At 28.3% G+C, this 16,083-nt stretch carries 16 protein-coding genes; 3 read left to right on the forward strand and 13 right to left on the reverse strand.

The annotated features are described in order from the left end of the window. Positions 1-146: 146 nt before the first annotated feature. Positions 147-1,526, reverse strand: coding sequence for a sensor histidine kinase (locus H8S20_RS09890; protein WP_186860003.1), 1,380 nt, complete (start codon positions 1,524-1,526; stop codon positions 147-149). 3 nt (positions 1,527-1,529) lie between these two features. Then, positions 1,530-2,252, reverse strand: a complete 723-nt coding sequence (locus H8S20_RS09895) for a response regulator transcription factor (protein WP_186860004.1) — start codon at positions 2,250-2,252, stop codon at positions 1,530-1,532. A gap of 166 nt (positions 2,253-2,418) precedes the next feature. Here H8S20_RS09895 and H8S20_RS09900 point away from each other — a divergent pair, with 166 nt between their 5' ends. Continuing rightward, positions 2,419-3,084 (forward strand): hypothetical protein, encoded by a 666-nt coding sequence (locus H8S20_RS09900; RefSeq protein ID WP_186860005.1) that lies wholly within the window; start codon positions 2,419-2,421, stop codon positions 3,082-3,084. A gap of 87 nt (positions 3,085-3,171) precedes the next feature. On the opposite strand, the gene H8S20_RS09905 is transcribed toward H8S20_RS09900, so the two are convergent. From H8S20_RS09905 to H8S20_RS09940, 8 genes are all read right to left on the reverse strand, one after another. After that, complete coding sequence (locus tag H8S20_RS09905) at positions 3,172-3,870, reverse strand: LiaF transmembrane domain-containing protein (RefSeq protein ID WP_186860006.1); 699 nt, start codon at positions 3,868-3,870, stop codon at positions 3,172-3,174. 1 nt (position 3,871) lies between these two features. Next, positions 3,872-4,327 (reverse strand): LytTR family DNA-binding domain-containing protein, encoded by a 456-nt coding sequence (locus H8S20_RS09910; RefSeq protein WP_186860007.1) that lies wholly within the window; start codon positions 4,325-4,327, stop codon positions 3,872-3,874. Between the two features lie 125 nt (positions 4,328-4,452). Continuing rightward, positions 4,453-5,181 carry a MurR/RpiR family transcriptional regulator gene (locus tag H8S20_RS09915; protein ID WP_186860008.1) on the reverse strand — a complete coding sequence of 243 codons (729 nt, stop codon included), beginning with the start codon at positions 5,179-5,181 and terminating at the stop codon, positions 4,453-4,455. Positions 5,182-5,378: 197 nt separating this feature from the next. Beyond that, positions 5,379-6,272, reverse strand: coding sequence for an ROK family protein (locus H8S20_RS09920; RefSeq protein ID WP_186860009.1), 894 nt, complete (start codon positions 6,270-6,272; stop codon positions 5,379-5,381). 169 nt (positions 6,273-6,441) lie between these two features. Then, on the reverse strand, positions 6,442-7,041 hold the full coding sequence (locus tag H8S20_RS09925; RefSeq protein WP_042281234.1) for an RDD family protein: 600 nt from the start codon (positions 7,039-7,041) through the stop codon (positions 6,442-6,444). Positions 7,042-7,074: 33 nt separating this feature from the next. Next, positions 7,075-8,487 (reverse strand): 6-phospho-beta-glucosidase, encoded by a 1,413-nt coding sequence (locus tag H8S20_RS09930; RefSeq protein WP_186860010.1) that lies wholly within the window; start codon positions 8,485-8,487, stop codon positions 7,075-7,077. Then, on the reverse strand, positions 8,487-9,833 hold the full coding sequence (locus H8S20_RS09935) for a PTS sugar transporter subunit IIC (RefSeq protein ID WP_207725294.1): 1,347 nt from the start codon (positions 9,831-9,833) through the stop codon (positions 8,487-8,489). The genes H8S20_RS09930 and H8S20_RS09935 overlap by 1 nt, the downstream gene beginning before the upstream one ends. Positions 9,834-10,044: 211 nt before the next feature. After that, positions 10,045-10,758, reverse strand: coding sequence for a MurR/RpiR family transcriptional regulator (locus H8S20_RS09940; RefSeq protein ID WP_186860011.1), 714 nt, complete (start codon positions 10,756-10,758; stop codon positions 10,045-10,047). 300 nt (positions 10,759-11,058) lie between these two features. Between H8S20_RS09940 and H8S20_RS09945 the strand changes: the two genes are divergently transcribed. Continuing rightward, positions 11,059-11,685, forward strand: a complete 627-nt coding sequence (locus tag H8S20_RS09945; RefSeq protein ID WP_186860012.1) for a biliverdin-producing heme oxygenase — start codon at positions 11,059-11,061, stop codon at positions 11,683-11,685. 40 nt (positions 11,686-11,725) lie between these two features. On the opposite strand, the gene H8S20_RS09950 is transcribed toward H8S20_RS09945, so the two are convergent. Continuing rightward, a complete protein-coding gene (locus H8S20_RS09950; RefSeq protein WP_207725295.1) occupies positions 11,726-12,529 on the reverse strand; it encodes a MerR family transcriptional regulator in 804 nt (267 codons plus the stop codon). Between the two features lie 122 nt (positions 12,530-12,651). Here H8S20_RS09950 and H8S20_RS09955 point away from each other — a divergent pair, with 122 nt between their 5' ends. After that, the gene (locus tag H8S20_RS09955) at positions 12,652-13,281 is read left to right on the forward strand and encodes a GNAT family N-acetyltransferase (RefSeq protein WP_186860014.1); all 630 of its coding nucleotides are present in this window, start codon (positions 12,652-12,654) and stop codon (positions 13,279-13,281) included. Between the two features lie 94 nt (positions 13,282-13,375). On the opposite strand, the gene H8S20_RS09960 is transcribed toward H8S20_RS09955, so the two are convergent. Together H8S20_RS09960 and H8S20_RS09965 are read right to left on the reverse strand one after the other, a co-directional pair. Then, entirely contained in the window at positions 13,376-14,941 is a 1,566-nt protein-coding gene (locus H8S20_RS09960) for an ABC transporter permease/substrate-binding protein (protein WP_186860015.1), read from the reverse strand. A gap of 1 nt (position 14,942) precedes the next feature. After that, entirely contained in the window at positions 14,943-16,079 is a 1,137-nt protein-coding gene (locus H8S20_RS09965; protein ID WP_186860016.1) for a betaine/proline/choline family ABC transporter ATP-binding protein, read from the reverse strand. Positions 16,080-16,083: the final 4 nt, after the last annotated feature.

Raw genomic sequence — 16,083 nt, forward strand, 5'->3', positions numbered from 1 at the left:
TAAACAGATCAAGTCTCTAGCAATGATGATGTATTAAATTTGTCTTATTAATACTAAATGTGTTCATAATCTTCCTCCAAAATTTTCTTTTTTATATTATATATTATACTTTCATATAATTCAACAAAATTGCATAATTTATTTTCTTAAAATCTTATTTCTATTTTTAGCCCAGAGCCTAATTTTCCTGTAGCTACAATTTCAGCCCCATGAGACTTAATTATATCATGAGCTATAGCCATCCCTAAACCTGAACCTTCTATCTTCTTGCTTGTATTTGTCCCTCTGTAGTATCTCTTAAAAATATTATTTAGTTCATCTTCAGATACACCTTTGCCATTATCCTCGATAGATATATTAACACCACCAGTATCTAGCTTCTGAATATTTATACTTACCTTCACGTCTTTGCTATTATGAACAAATGCATTAATTATAAGGTTTATAAATACTCTTTTTATTAGTCCTTCATCTAGCTCTAATAATATCTCTTCATTAGAATAATTAAATGTTATATTGCTATCACTATATTTTTCATCATTTATAATATCGATTATTACATGTCTTACTAGAGAAACTATATTTGTTTTTTTCTTATTTAATACTAATGTATTATTTTTTAACCTAGTTGATAAATTTAAATCCTCAACTAAAGTTTTTATATATTCGCTTTTTCTTATTATAGTTGTGCAGCATTTATCTCTTATTTTATCATCTATTTCATATTCAGTATCTGCCATTATTTCAGCATTTCCTATTATTGATGTAAGAGGAGTTTTTATATCATGAGAAATATTAGAAATCCATTCTTCTCTCATTTCCTCAAGCTTTTCTCTTTCTCTTTCATTTATCTCTAATCTACCTGCTAGATTATTTAAACTTTTTTCAACTTTAAAATAAATTCCTTGTTTTGTTTTACCTATATTATAATTACCATTAGATAAATTTAATATCTTATTAATAATTCTATTTATAGGTCTGGTTAATCTTACAGTAGATAAAAAACTTATTATTATAATTAACGCTAAATTTATAATAATCAATAAAGGAAACTTATGAGCTTCTTCAATTAATTTAACATCATAGGAGTAAGTTATTCTCTTCACTTTATTTGGATCTAAAAATAATAGATAAGTATATGTCTTATTATTTATAGTTTTTTCACTTAAAAATAAGGTCTCCTCTTTATGGCTATACATATCTATTAATGATACATTTGAGTAATAACTTGGTGCAGTTGCTGGTTTTTTATACTGAAATACCTCTTTATTATCCTCATCTAGTATTTGTAATCCTATATTATCTGAATTTAAAAGATCCATTCCTTCTTTATTAACTTCCACTTTATTATCTTCAGTCAAATATATATAATTTCTAAAGGTAGTTACTAGTTGTTCTGGCTCGTAATTATATAATGCTCCTACTCCATATATATTTTCTCTCATAAATACAATATTTATGGCAAATATAATTAAACATGCTAATATAAAGGTTACAAAGTAATGAATCATAAGTTTTCCTCTCATACATTACTCTCCCTTCATTACAAATTTATATCCTAGGCCAATTACTGTAGTTATATATTTAGGTTTAGAAGGATTATCTTCTATCTTTTTTCTAAGTCTTCTTATATGTACTGTAATTGTATTGTCATATCCAAAGAAATCTTCACCCCATACTTCATTACAAATCATCTCTTTACTTATAATTCTATTGGGATTGTTTATTAAGTACATTAGTAACTTTAACTCTTTAGCTGTAAAGTCTAAAATTTCCCCACCTTTATATACTTCTCCTGTTTCCTCATTTATTTCTACATCCCCAAATTTTATTATCTTATTTTCATTAATACTTTTATTAGTAACTATATTATCAAAAGTTTTTAATCTAGCTTTTAATCTAAAAGCTACTTCTTTTGCACTAAAAGGCTTAGTTATATAATCATCTGCACCTATAGCAAAACCTAATAATCTATCTACTTCTTCTGTTTTGGCTGATATAAATAGAATTGGTAATTTACTATATTTTCTTAACTCATTAAAAACATCATATCCACTTATATCAGGCAGCATAATATCTAGTAATACTATATCTGGATTTACCTTTTTAAATAAATCTATTCCGTCTTTTCCATTGTTAGCTATAAAAATATTACTAAACCCTTCACGTTTTAATACAGTGTCTAAGATATCTGTAATATCCTCTTCATCATCTATTATTAAAACTTTAAATTTATCAAAAATACTATTCATATCTCACACTCCTTTTATTTTCTAGATTATATCATATTAACCTCTAATTTCTCTTATTATTAATTTATTTAAGATGGATTTAAGATAGAGTTTATACTAATTAAATCTGTCTATAATAAACTAATATCAGACACCGGTACAAAAAAATATTAAGGAGAATAAAATTATGCAAGCAATTATGGAACCAATTTTTCATGTGGTTTATTTAACTACTGTTATTTCTTTAGGAATAATAATGATACGAAAATCAAAAGATAATCAATACTTTAAAATGTTTGGCTTTATGTCATTAATCTTAGGATTAGGTGATTCATTCCACCTTATACCTAGAATTTATGCATTACTAACTACAGGCTTAGAAAATAATGCAGCTGCACTAGGCTTTGGTAAATTAGTTACATCAATAACCATGACTATCTTCTATTTAATACTTTATAAGATTTGGAAGATGAGATTTGACATTAAAAACTCAAAATTATTAGATATAACAATGTATTTATTATCAGCTATAAGAATAATACTTTGCTTATTCCCTCAAAACGATTGGTTTGTAAATAATCCACCTTTAAGCTGGGGTATATATAGAAACATTCCTTTTGCAATTATGGGAATTATAATGATTTATCTTTTATATAGCTATGGAGCTAAAAATAATGATAAGGATTATAAAAATCTAGGTATAGCTGTATTTTTATCATTTGCCTTCTACGCACCAGTTGTACTTTGGGCTTCTGAAAACTTCTTTGTAGGAATGCTTATGATACCAAAAACATTAGCATATGTATGGGTTGTTTTAATAGGCTATAAAGAATTTAAAAAAGCTATAAAATAATTATCTTTAAAATAAATTAGCGCTATGAAATATAAAATTTCATAGCGCTAATTTTATTTGATATTTATAATGTTATTCCTTAATAAATTAAATATAAAAAACCTCTACTCCAGCAAAGCTTATATCTCCTATTATAGTTAATGTATTGGTTATTACTACTTCTCTCTTATTCTTCTCTTCAAGAGCTCCAAAAGAAACATCAGTATTATTTATAACCTGCCATCCCCTTGGTACATATATCTGCATCCCTGCAAAAGAAACATCAACTTTAATAATTGCATTATCCTTTGCCATAGTAGCATTATCAAAATATATTTTCATATTTCCAAAAGAACATTCTAAATCAGCATATTCAAATTTATCTGTATTTACATACTTTATGCTACTTCCAAATGACGTTGATAATTTTATATGACCTTCATCTTCTATATTTATGGTCTCTGGTATATCTCCATCCCACTTATAATTCATTTTATACTTCTTAGGTCTTTTACTAAAAATTAATGAAAGCCCTATACTTAAAAGTAAAGCTACAATAAGTACAGTCCATGGAGTAATCGCTGTAATTCCTAGCTTATCATCGTAAATTATTGCAATAAACGCTAATGGAAATAAAATCCCCGGAAAATTAAGTCTAATAAGACTTTTAATTATTATACCTACTAAAAGAAGTGTAAATAACAAGCTAAAAATATTGGTATCTGAAAAATATCCAAGCTTACTTATAAGCAAAACTATAGCACCAATTACAAGAAATAATCCCCAAAAAACTCTTTCTTTTCTCATCCTATCTCCTCTTTTCTGATAACTTTAACTGTAATATTTTATAATAATGTCGTGATACGAATACCTTTTTATGTGTGTGCTGAAATTCAACTATACTTGATGATGTTATATTTCTAGTTATTGAATAAATGTGGTTAGTGTTAAGAATTGTTGATTTAGATATTCTTAAAAAATTCATTGGCAAAATATCCTCTAATTCATAAAGCTTGTATTTAACGCTATATACATCTTTAACTGTATGTGCGCTTATTCCACTTTCCTCTGTCTCAAAAAACAGTATATTTTCTAAAGAAATATAATACTCTGTATTTCCTTTATAAAATATCATTTGCTTATTTTGAGATGCTATCTCTAAAAGTAGCTTTTGAATCTTTTTAATTTCTTCCTCTAATTCATTACATCTAATAATAACTTCATTTTCCTTTATATTTTCATCAACTTCTATCCGTATTTTCATCTTCTCACTCTCCACATTATTAATTATATCCATCTTAAAATTTCCTGTAAACTTGAATAATGTAAGTGGTAATATATTAGAGGTAAGAGGTAATTTCTTTAACGTTAGCAGTATTATAATATAAATTATGCCTTCATTAAACTTTGAATTTCATCACTTATACTTTCTATAATATGTATTACTGGTACTTGAGTAGCTGAATTGTGAAAATATTTATCACGATTATTAGGCACATAATATCCTATACTATAATCGGCTAGTTTAGCAGCTGTAGAAATCTCCTTATTACTAATAACTACAACTTTTAGCCCTCTATTCTTTAAGTTCAATATAACTTTATTAACTTCTTCCGTTTCACCTGATACAGTCAGAATAATTGCCAATGTTTTTGAGTCATAAATATTTTCTACACGCCAGCTCATATCATCAACAAATGCAGTTCTAAACCCTTTACGATTAAATAATAAAGCTGCATATTTTGCTATTGCAGAGGATAAACCTAACCCGAAAAACAATACCTCACTACTGTCTACTATTGCATTTGCAACTGTCTTTATTTGTGCTATAGAACTTTCCGTAGTTGACCTTTGAAAATAGTCTAAAAGATAATTTAACTTTTCACTCTTTACCTTTTGACTATTTTCCTCAGTATATCTTAAATGTAACTTATATTCACTAAAACCATCAAACCCCAATTTTTTACATACCCTAGTAACCATTGATTGAGATACATGTAGTTCATCAGCTACATCTTTAAGCTTTAAATCCTTAACCCTATTCTTATCTTTATTTAAATATACGTAAATAAGATACTCTAACTCATTAAGCGACTTTACTTTTTCTAAAAGATTCATCTTTATTTCCATCCCCTATGTATTTTGTTTATATTTATATAAAACATGTTCATATTTTACATACCTATTTTACCAAATATATCTTAAATACATAATACACTATTTAATTTATAGTATGTTTTCATATAATAAACTTCATAAACTAAATAGCTATATGAAGAATAGTAAATAAACTAAACTTCATATAGCTATCTATGTTATTTATATACTTTTTTATAATTAGCTAATGCTCCGATTAAGTTGGAATCATTAAAGAATTTACAATTTACTATCTGTACTCTTGGAATAGGAATAGGCATTTTTGAGTAAACCTTATCTAATGACTTATTTATATATTCCATAAGGATTGGTTGTCTACTTATACCCCCACCAATAGCAATTTTTTCTGGATCTACAGTAGCTTGTATATTCCATAACCCCATTGCTAATATATCACAATATTCACTTAAAGCTTTTAAAGCAGCCTCATCTCCATTATTACAGAACTCAAAAACCTTAATTCCATCTAGCTCCTTAGCTTCTAAGCCTTTCTCTTTTGCAACCATAGAAATTAAAGTAAAAGAGCTATTTTCAACTGCCCATTTACTATTAAACCCTTCATAATCTCTCCAATTAGTTGAAAAATAGCTAAACTCTCCTGCAAATCCATTACTTCCAGTAAGAACATTATCTCCAATAGTAACTCCGCCACCAATACCAGTACCTATTATACACACTGCACCAACACTAGTCCCTTTTAAACTTCCATAAGTTACTTCACATAAAGCTGCACATTTAGCATCATTTTCTATTGTAAATCTATCCGTAGTTACAGATTTTAATTCACTTAATATGTCTACTCCAAAATTATATTCTAATGCTCCTGGAATTTGCATCTTATTAGTCTTTCTATTTATTAATCCAGGTAAAGACATTGCTATTCCGTCAATATTATCTTTATATTTTTCATATATACTTTTTATGACTTTTTTAAAATTTTCCAATGAATCCTTAGGAGTTTTTTCACTGCCCTTTTCTATCATTTCCAAAGAATCATTCATTAAAGAATATTTTATAGCACTTCCTCCAACATCAAACACTAAATAATTCATAACTTCTCCCTCTCTTATTCACATTTCCATTACTATATTTATGTTTCTTCTTCTTAAGTTAGACAAAATATCCATCTAACTTATCAAAAATTATTTTTTTATTAATCTAAAAATAATATAAATCAGGTGCTTCAATTAACACCTGATTTATATATTATATATTTAAATTTTATACCAAGCTTAATTCAATTGAATTTTCTGCAACAACTCTAGTACTAGTTATAATATCATGCAAAGCTCTTCTTGATTTAAATATTACAACTAAAAGTGCTGATAATGCTGTTATCGCTATACCTATAGTATTATAAATACTTACAATATTTGCTCCTGTAACTTCATTAAGCACTTGATGTAACATATTACTTGAAGTATAAAGACTTCCTTCTAATAAAAGAATAATAACAAATTGTCTAATAAATATTTGTTTTTTCGAAGCTTCACTATAATCATTACTTACTATTCTTAGCTTCATTATTTTCTTTCCTAGTGTTTGTCCATTATTTATAAACATAGGTACATATACATAATAAAGTGCAGCTACCATGAATGACGCAAGTCCAATTATTATATTTAAAGGATATTCAAATATATTTATATTTTGCTCTATGGTCCCTATATTACTACTATTCATAGCCGTATAAGTTAAAATAATTGGCAATGAAGTTAGCATTCCACCAATATACCAATCCATCATATATGATATAAATCTTCTTAGAAATCCTATATTATTTGGCTTATCAAATTTTAATTTTAATATTAATTCTTTCATGGTAACTCCTTTAATAACTCTTCTATATAATTACTATAGCTCTTCACCATTTGAAGCTATAACATTTTTATACCAGTTAAATGATTCTTTTTTTGATCTTTTTAAAGTTCCTTCACCATTATTATTCTTATCTACATGAATGAAACCATAACGTTTTTCCATTTCACCAGTACCATAGGAAACAACATCTATACATCCCCAAACAGTATATCCAATAACTTCAACACCATCTTCATCCACTGCTTTCTTTAATTGCTCAATGTGTTTTCTTAAGTATTCTACACGGTAATCATCATGATATTTACCATCTTCACTTAATTTATCGTAAGCACCAAATCCATTTTCAACTATAAATAGAGGTACTTGATATCTCTCATAAAGAACATTTAAAGAATATCTTAATCCTACTGGATCAATTGGCCATCCCCAATCACTAGATTTGATATATGGGTTTTGTACACAACCTTGAACTCCTGCTCTAATTTCACTTTCACCTGCTTTAGTTACCGATGACATGTAATATGATAATCCGATGTAATCTACACATCCATTTCTTAATATTTCTTCATCATCTGATTCCATAACTATGTTTAAATTATTCTTTTTCCAGAACTTCTTAACATATGATGGATAGTAACCTCTTACCATAACATCTGTAAACATATATCTTTGATGCATTTGCTCTACTGATTGCATCATATCATCTGGATTGCATGAGTAAGGATATACAGGTACACAAGCAAGCATACACCCAATCTTAAAGTTAGGATTTATTTTTTTACCTTCTGCAACTGCTAAAGCACTTGCTATAAACTCATGATGAACAACTTGATACATAAGCTCTTCACGATTATCATCTTCCTTAAATCTAACTCCAGAACAAGTATATATACCAAATTCATTTTCAACTGCAGTTTGATTATTTATTTCATTGAATGTCATCCAATATTCAACTTTATCTTTATATCTCTCAAAGCATACTTTTGCAAATCTAACAAAGAAATCAACACATTTACGATTTCTAAACCCACCATATTGCTTTACAAGATTATATGGCATCTCAAAGTGAGATAATGTAATAACTGGTTTTATTCCATTTTTTAATAATTCATCAAATAAATCATCATAGAATTTTAACCCTTCTTCATTTGGTTCTACTTCATCTCCATTAGGGAATATCCTCGCCCATGAAATTGAAGTTCTAAAACACTTGAATCCCATTTCTGCAAATAGTGCGACGTCCTCTTTATAATGATGATAAAAATCAATTGCTTCATGGTTAGGATATATTTCTCCTTCTACGACTCCATCTGTAATTCTTCTATGAATACCATTGCCACCAACTGTCATTACATCAGCTATTGATAATCCCTTACCTCCAGCCTGGTAACCTCCCTCTAGTTGGTGTGCTGCAACAGCCCCACCCCATAAAAAATTTTTATCCATTAAATAACTTCCTCCATTTCTAAGTTGCCATCTTTTTGTGCAGCTTTTGCACTAACCATAACAAATGGTAAGTAAATTAGTGTACTTACGGCTAAACACAAAATACCTATTACTAATGACATAAAGTTATTAGCTCCTGAACCTAAGAATGGAATCAAGAACCCAGGTGTTGTCCACGCAACGCTATATGCTACCGGTGGTATAATCTCAAATACTACGACACAAAGATATCCAATGATATTACAAACTACCGGTGCTAATATAAATGGAACTACATATATTGGATTCATAACTATCGGTAATCCAAATATAATTGGTTCATTTATATTAAATAACCCTGGCGCTAAAGCCATCTTACTAATTTCATATTCACCTTTATTTTTACGACCAACAAGGAAAATAGCTATAATTAATCCCAATGTTGCCCCTGAACCTCCAATATTACCAAATGCATCATTTATTGATCCCCAGTTTACTGGATAAGGAGCACCCCACGCAGTACCAGCAGTTACTGTATATTCTAAGTTAACAAGACCTTGCTCTGCAAAGATAATTGATCTCAATGCATTTAAAGTGTTTGGTCCATGGATACCTAATACCCATAATAATTGTTGAACTACTGCGAATGTTAAAATTGTTCCCATCGAGCTTCCTAATGAAGATAATGGTGCTTGAATTACATTATAAACAAGTGCTTGTATACCATCTGGTGTGATCTTTAAGAATATAAAGTTACATAAACCAGCTAAACCTAATACGATTATGATTGGTATTAATAAGTTAAATGATTTTGATACAGCTGGTGGTACCATTTCCGGCATTGAAATACGTAACTTTTCATTTTTACTAAATCTAGATATAAGTTCACCAACACCTAAACCTACTAATAAAGCAACGAATAATCCTTGTGCTCCGAAGTAAGTAGTACTTAAGCCTGAACCACCGTTTACAAATTCTTGTGCAGTTGGGTACATTATAAAGTAACATGCTAAAGATGTAATACCTGATAATACTTTGTCTCCACCCATATTTCCAGCTAATTCGTAAGCTGTAAGGAAAGCTATAATAATTGCAAGGATACTATTAGTACCGTTTATAATAGGATTAAATATTGCTTGATAATCTGCTAAGTTAGGAATTAACTTATCTAAGTGAAGTATGCTTGCAACGAATCCATCTGGTGATAATAAAACATAGTTGATTAAAACTACTAATGAACCTGCCATAGTAAGTGGGAATGATAATGTAAATGCATCACGTACAGCAGCAACGTGTCTTTGTCCATTAAGCTTTGTTGCTAATGGAACGAAATATTTTTCCATAAATGCTTGGAATTTTTCCATCATATTTTATTTCAACCCTTTCTTTTATAAAGATTTTAAAATATATTTGGCCAACCAAAATTAATTAGTTATTAATTATAATTTGAATCGATTTCAAAAATAATTATATCAATTGTAAATAAAATGTGAATAACTTTATGAGTTCTATAAAAGGCAATCATTTTATATTTTTTGTTAAATATAAAAAACATAGCGTTTTTTATATAGCTATGTTTTAATTACTTAATATTCTACTTAAATTTTCAATTATTCCTATAGCAGGCATTTGGGTAGTTATATCTATAAGCTCATTATGAACCGACTCAATATAATACGGAATTGTAACATCCGACATTCTAGCAAGAGTACAATTCTCACTTGTAGCTATTACAATAATCTTGCATCCTAGCTTTTTAAACTCATCGACTTCTCTAATAGTTTCTGGTGTTTCTCCTGATACTGATAAAACTATTACAGTAGGCTTTGCACCTAAGTAACCAACTCTTAGATATGGATCATTTATAGCTAATGAAAATTTCCCAATACTTGAAAATAATCTTGCTCCATATTGAGCTATAATACCTGAATTCCCTATTCCTATAAATATAACATTATCACTATTTCTTAAGATATTAATAGCACATTCAAATTTATCTTTATAAAATGTGGAATCAAATTTATCTAAACATTTTATAACTTCTTTAAAATCATACTTATCCCCTTTGATTTTTTCTTTCTTCTCCTTTATCTTATATTCATATTTAAAACTACTATAATTGGGGTATCCCATCTTTTTGATAAAATTTAATATAGTTGTAGTTGATACTGATACTTCATCAGCTACTTCTCTTATAGTCATATAAGGTAATTTATCACTATTTTTATTTATATAATCATATATTCTCATTTCCTTTTCACTAAAATATTTAATTTCCTCAGGCTCCATCATTTTTAACTCCTATCTTCGCACATAATTATATCTTTTCACTCTATACATTATGTATATATTTTACCTAATATTTAAATTATTCTAAATAGAATTTTTACTCAAACTTCACTATCAAAACTTATACTAATTATTAAGCTATATAACCTAATGGAAAATACTAAGAATTTAAGAGAAATCACGAGTATATCAGACTGTTTTAATCAGAATTAATCTTTTTTCATCAATTATCATATTTGATAATTATTATCTAATGATATATATTATCAATTAAATAATACTATAATATTTGAGGTGATAAAAATGAAATTTATGATGGATATAAGAGAAAAAACTTCATTGCTACATAGTGCAGCAGAAAGCACAGGATATATAAAAAAATTAGTTGATGGAACTGCTTCTGTCGAAGGATATGCTGAATATATCTTAAACCTAGAAAGAATGTATAGAGCTATTGAGATGGCTTTAGATAAAAATGAAAATAATGAAATAGTCAAGCCTTTTGTTACTAGGGAATTATATCGTTCTGAACTTATGAGAAAAGACTTAAAATTCCTTTTAGGGGATAAAGTAGATTCAATTAAACTTCTTGCTTCTACCGAAGCTTGTGTAGCTAAAATTGAAGAATTATCAGAAAAAAATCCTGAGCTTGTTGTAGCTTATGCTTATACAAGATTTTTAGCTGACTTATTCGGTGGTAGAACTTTCCTATCTCTATTAAGTACAAGCTATAAGATATCTGGTGAAGGATTAAACTACTATAACTTCCCTGAGATTACTGATTTAAGAGGATATGTTATGAAATATCATAACATGCTAGCTGGTATCAATCTTCCAGAAGAAAAGAAAATTGACTTTATAAACGAAGTTAACAACGCTTATATATATAATCTAGCAATATCAAATGAATTAGAAGCTAAGTTAAAATAACAAAAACAACTCACTATCTATTCTAGTGAGTTGTTTTTCCTTACATTCTCTCTACAAGAACTTGTATCTGACAATTGTATAATTCAGTCTCAAAAATATTATTAAATAATTCAATTTCTATCCATTCTTCAGGCTTCAACTTATTTTCATTAATAAATCCAAGCATTTTCTTCCCACATTCACTAGCATTTTCACTATTATATATTAAAGTTAAATATTTACCTTTTGGCAATATCATTATATTACTGCTGCTAATTAAATTCTCCTCTTCAATAGTATTAAATACATACATAGATTCAAGAGTGCTATCTTTATTTAATCTGTATATTATTCCCCTCTCCATAGTTTGCTTTATATTTTGTTCCTTAATTATTTTATCTAAATTGGAGTAATAAAGTAATTCCTTTAATCCTCCTACTTCTTTGCATGGCACTGTAACTATCTTACGCTCTTCAAAAATCTTAATATTGATTTCATTATTTTGTACTAACCCTCTAGAAACTCTTATTCCTTTTGTTAGTGCATCTATATTGCTTATTATATTTTTCATCTTGTTTATATTTTCTTCTGCCTCATATCTCTTCTCATCAAGAAAATCTAACAATTTATCCATATCACATTCACCAAAAATTTCTTGTAATTCAACTATACTTGTTCCTAACGCCCTAAATCCTTTTATTATATCAATATAAATAAATTGATCTATGGAATAGTATCTATATCCAGTATTTTCATCAATAAATTTGGGTATAAGAATTCCTATCTTATGATAATATCTTAGAGTTTTCACTGTAATCTCTTTAATTTTTGAGACTTCTCCTATAGAATATAATCCCTCTTCCATAAATTCCTCCATTACTTTTAAAATTATTATTGACTCTCCCCTTAATGGATACTTTATTTTCATTATATAGTATTTGGCCAAATTACTATAATTAATTTTTTGTAAAAGGGAGAATTGTTAATATGGATAAAATTATTTATAGAGATTTAATGCAAAAGGATTACGACACTATTAAAAAGCTTATTGCTGAAGCTTTTGGATTTGGTGAATTTATAAAAGATGAAGTATTATTAGATACTGTAACTGGATTTTACTTACAGGAATGTGTAGCTGATAGCTCATTTAGCAAAGTTGCAGAAAAAAATAATAAAGTGATAGGTTTAATTTTAGGTAAAGCTAAAGATGATAAAATATCATTAAAAAATATTCATAATACTACTAAAATTGATGAAACTGAAATCGGAAAAATTCTAGCAGACGAAAAAAATAGAAAGGTAATAAAAGAATTTGCTAAAATTCAAGAAGTATATAAAGAAATTATAAAAGGTAGAGAAGATAACTTTGAAGGTTGTATACAATTATTTATAGTCTCTAAAGAAGCTAGGGGATTTGGTATAGGAAAAACATTATTGAACTATTTATCTGAATATATGAAATCAATGAATGTTAGTTCATTATACCTATATACTGATACAAGATGTAATTATGGATTTTACGATAGTCAAAACTTTAAACGCTTAGCTGAAAAAGAATTAGCCTTTGATTCAATTAATGAATCAATTAATGTATTCTTGTACGGATATAAATTTTAGATAGATATCTGTTAGATATCCTATTGATTTTAAACAAATAATTATCAATAAGGATATCTAACAAAATTTAAATATATTATTTTAAAACTATACTTTATTTAATAATTCCACTACTTATAAGAAAATTTCTTGCTACACTCTCAGGTGATTCTTGCAATTCATCAACTCTATAATTTAGCTCACTCATAACATCATTAGTAAGGATTGACCCTACTTCTTCTAAAACATCTTCTATTTCTGGAAACTTATTTAAAGTATCTGATTTAATAATTGGTGTTGGGTAATATGGAGGGAAAAAATCTTTATCATCTATCAAAGTTTTTAAGTTAAACTTTCTTAATAATCCATCAGTAGCAAACGCATCAATTATATCAACATCACCATTTACTAATGCAGTATACCTAGGCGAACTATCCAAAGTCAAACTCTCACCAACTTTAAAATTATATTCCTTTTGTAATCCTACTAACCCATCTTCTCTATTTGAAAACTCAAATGTAGTTGCTGATTTCATATTATTAGCAACCTTTGCTAAATCACTTATAGTTTCAAGATTATATTTTTTTGATATATCTTCTGAAACAGCTAAAACATAAGTATTGTTAAAGTTCATTTGTTTCAAAACTTCTATATCATACAACTCTTTGAACTCAGATTTTACTGTATTATAAACCTCTTGCATATCACTAATTGGAGGATGTTTCAAGGTATCAGTATACGCTGTTCCAGTATACTCAACATACATATCTATATCTCCTGATTGCAATGCTCCAAAACAAACCTGAGTTCCACCTAAGTCGAATTTTCTATTTACAGTTATATCTGTTCTATCTTCAATTACATCCGCAACCATATTACTTAAAATAGCTTGTTCCGTATAATCTTTAGAACCAACAGTAATTGTACGTTCTCCTACGCCAGCATTACCAACAGAAGTTGTTACAAAAATAATTAATATTAGTACGCTTGTACTAATTAATATTGCCTTTTGTCCCATACGCTTTTTCTTTTTATCATTGATACTTCCTTTTTTCATACTAATAGGCATAACTAAGTTTTCAACTATCCCTATTAAGAAATCAACAAATAACGCTAATAAGCAAGCAGGTATTGCACCAGCTAATATTTGATTATTATTCAAGGTACGAATCCCTGAAAATACAAGATATCCTAACCCACCAGCACCTATAAATGCTGCCATTGTCATAAGTCCAACTGCAGTTACTGATGCAATACGAACTCCTGCCATAATTACTGGTAAGGCTAAAGGAATTTGTACCTTTATCAATACTTGAAATGGTGTTAATCCAATCCCCTTTGCAGCTTCCAGAGTTTCTGGTGTTATATTTTCTATTCCCGTATAAGTATTCTTTATTATAGGAAGAAGTGAATAAAGAACAACTGCAACTATTGCAGGTGCTGTACCTATACCTAAGAAAGGTATCATAAAGCCAAGTAGTGCCATGCTAGGTATAGCTTGAATAACATTAGCTATAGATAATATTGGTTTGCTTACCTTTGATGCATAAGATATAAGTATTCCAAGAGGAACTCCTATTAATATTGCCATTCCAACAGAAATTGACGTCAATCTTATATGCTCTATTAATAATCCTAATATTTGCGATTGGTTTTCTAGTATATATTGAATCAAACTCATATTATATTACCTGCTCCTCTTCAAAATCAAAATATTGCTGACTTAGTGTTGTAACTAAGCTACTTTTTGTGATTAATCCTAATAAACAATTATTATCACCAACAACAGGAACTGTAGATATGTGTTCTTCTGTAACTATTTTCAACGCATCTAAAATACTTTCATTCATCACAAGGGTTGGGAAATCAACATTCATGAGGCTTTCTACAGGTTGTGTCTTATCTTCAACACTTCTTAAACGACTTGCTTTTACAATACCTAATAACTTACGTTCACTAGGATCAATGATTAGAAGACTATCTACCTTTTTCTGACGCATCTTATCAAGACACTTAAAAACAGATAATTCTTTATATGCAGTAACAGGTTTATCTATCATAATATCTGAAATCTTTATATATTCCGGTGATGACCATATCCTATTTTTACCTACAAAGTTAGAAACAAAATCATTAACCGGATTCTTTAGTATATTTTCCGGAGTATCATATTGTAACATTTCTCCATCTTTCATTATGCAAATCATATCTGAAATCTTAATGGCTTCATCCATATCATGTGTAACAAATACAATAGTCTTTTTTAATTTAGACTGTAATTCAACAAGCTCATCCTGCAAATCTGACCTTGTCATAGGATCTAACGCTGAAAATGGCTCGTCCATAAGAATAATATCTGGATCATTAGCAAAAGCTCTTGCAACACCGACCCGTTGCTGTTGTCCTCCACTTAATTCAGTCGGATAACGATCTAAAAATTCTTCACTTTTTAATCCTACCATCTGCATTAACTTTTTAGTGTTCTCAAGAATTTTATCATTATCTATTTTTTGCATCTTAGGAATAAGTTCAATATTCTCCCTTATAGTCATGTGAGGAAATAACCCCGTTTGTTGTATTACATAACCAATATTTCTACGTAGCATAACCTCATCAATTGATTTTATATTCTTTCCATCAATATAAATTGCCCCACTACTAGGTTTAATTAATCTATTAATCATCTTTAATAGGGTAGTCTTTCCGCACCCACTCTCACCAATAATTGTAATTAGCTTTCCTTTTTCAATATTTAGGTTAATACCTTTCAATATCTTTTTGTTCTTATATCCTTTGGAAATATTCTTAAATTCAATCATAAAT

It is taken from the genome of Clostridium hominis, from assembly GCF_014287825.1.
GTDB lineage: Bacteria > Bacillota > Clostridia > Clostridiales > Clostridiaceae > Clostridium > Clostridium hominis.

Coding starts and splice junctions, on each gene's coding strand:
- H8S20_RS09965 (WP_186860016.1), bottom strand. CDS start 16,079: ATGATTGAATTTAAGAATATTTCCAAAGGATATAAGAACAAAAAGATA.
- H8S20_RS09960 (WP_186860015.1), bottom strand. CDS start 14,941: ATGAGTTTGATTCAATATATACTAGAAAACCAATCGCAAATATTAGGA.
- H8S20_RS09920 (WP_186860009.1), bottom strand. CDS start 6,272: ATGAATTATTTAGTGTTTGATGTTGGAGGAAGTGCTATAAAATATTCT.
- H8S20_RS09955 (WP_186860014.1), top strand. CDS start 12,652: ATGGATAAAATTATTTATAGAGATTTAATGCAAAAGGATTACGACACT.
- H8S20_RS09895 (WP_186860004.1), bottom strand. CDS start 2,252: ATGAATAGTATTTTTGATAAATTTAAAGTTTTAATAATAGATGATGAA.
- H8S20_RS09945 (WP_186860012.1), top strand. CDS start 11,059: ATGAAATTTATGATGGATATAAGAGAAAAAACTTCATTGCTACATAGT.
- H8S20_RS09910 (WP_186860007.1), bottom strand. CDS start 4,327: ATGAAAATACGGATAGAAGTTGATGAAAATATAAAGGAAAATGAAGTT.
- H8S20_RS09890 (WP_186860003.1), bottom strand. CDS start 1,526: ATGAGAGGAAAACTTATGATTCATTACTTTGTAACCTTTATATTAGCA.
- H8S20_RS09930 (WP_186860010.1), bottom strand. CDS start 8,487: ATGGATAAAAATTTTTTATGGGGTGGGGCTGTTGCAGCACACCAACTA.
- H8S20_RS09915 (WP_186860008.1), bottom strand. CDS start 5,181: ATGAATCTTTTAGAAAAAGTAAAGTCGCTTAATGAGTTAGAGTATCTT.
- H8S20_RS09950 (WP_207725295.1), bottom strand. CDS start 12,529: ATGGAAGAGGGATTATATTCTATAGGAGAAGTCTCAAAAATTAAAGAG.
- H8S20_RS09905 (WP_186860006.1), bottom strand. CDS start 3,870: ATGAGAAAAGAAAGAGTTTTTTGGGGATTATTTCTTGTAATTGGTGCT.
- H8S20_RS09925 (WP_042281234.1), bottom strand. CDS start 7,041: ATGAAAGAATTAATATTAAAATTAAAATTTGATAAGCCAAATAATATA.
- H8S20_RS09940 (WP_186860011.1), bottom strand. CDS start 10,758: ATGATGGAGCCTGAGGAAATTAAATATTTTAGTGAAAAGGAAATGAGA.
- H8S20_RS09935 (WP_207725294.1), bottom strand. CDS start 9,833: ATGATGGAAAAATTCCAAGCATTTATGGAAAAATATTTCGTTCCATTA.
- H8S20_RS09900 (WP_186860005.1), top strand. CDS start 2,419: ATGCAAGCAATTATGGAACCAATTTTTCATGTGGTTTATTTAACTACT.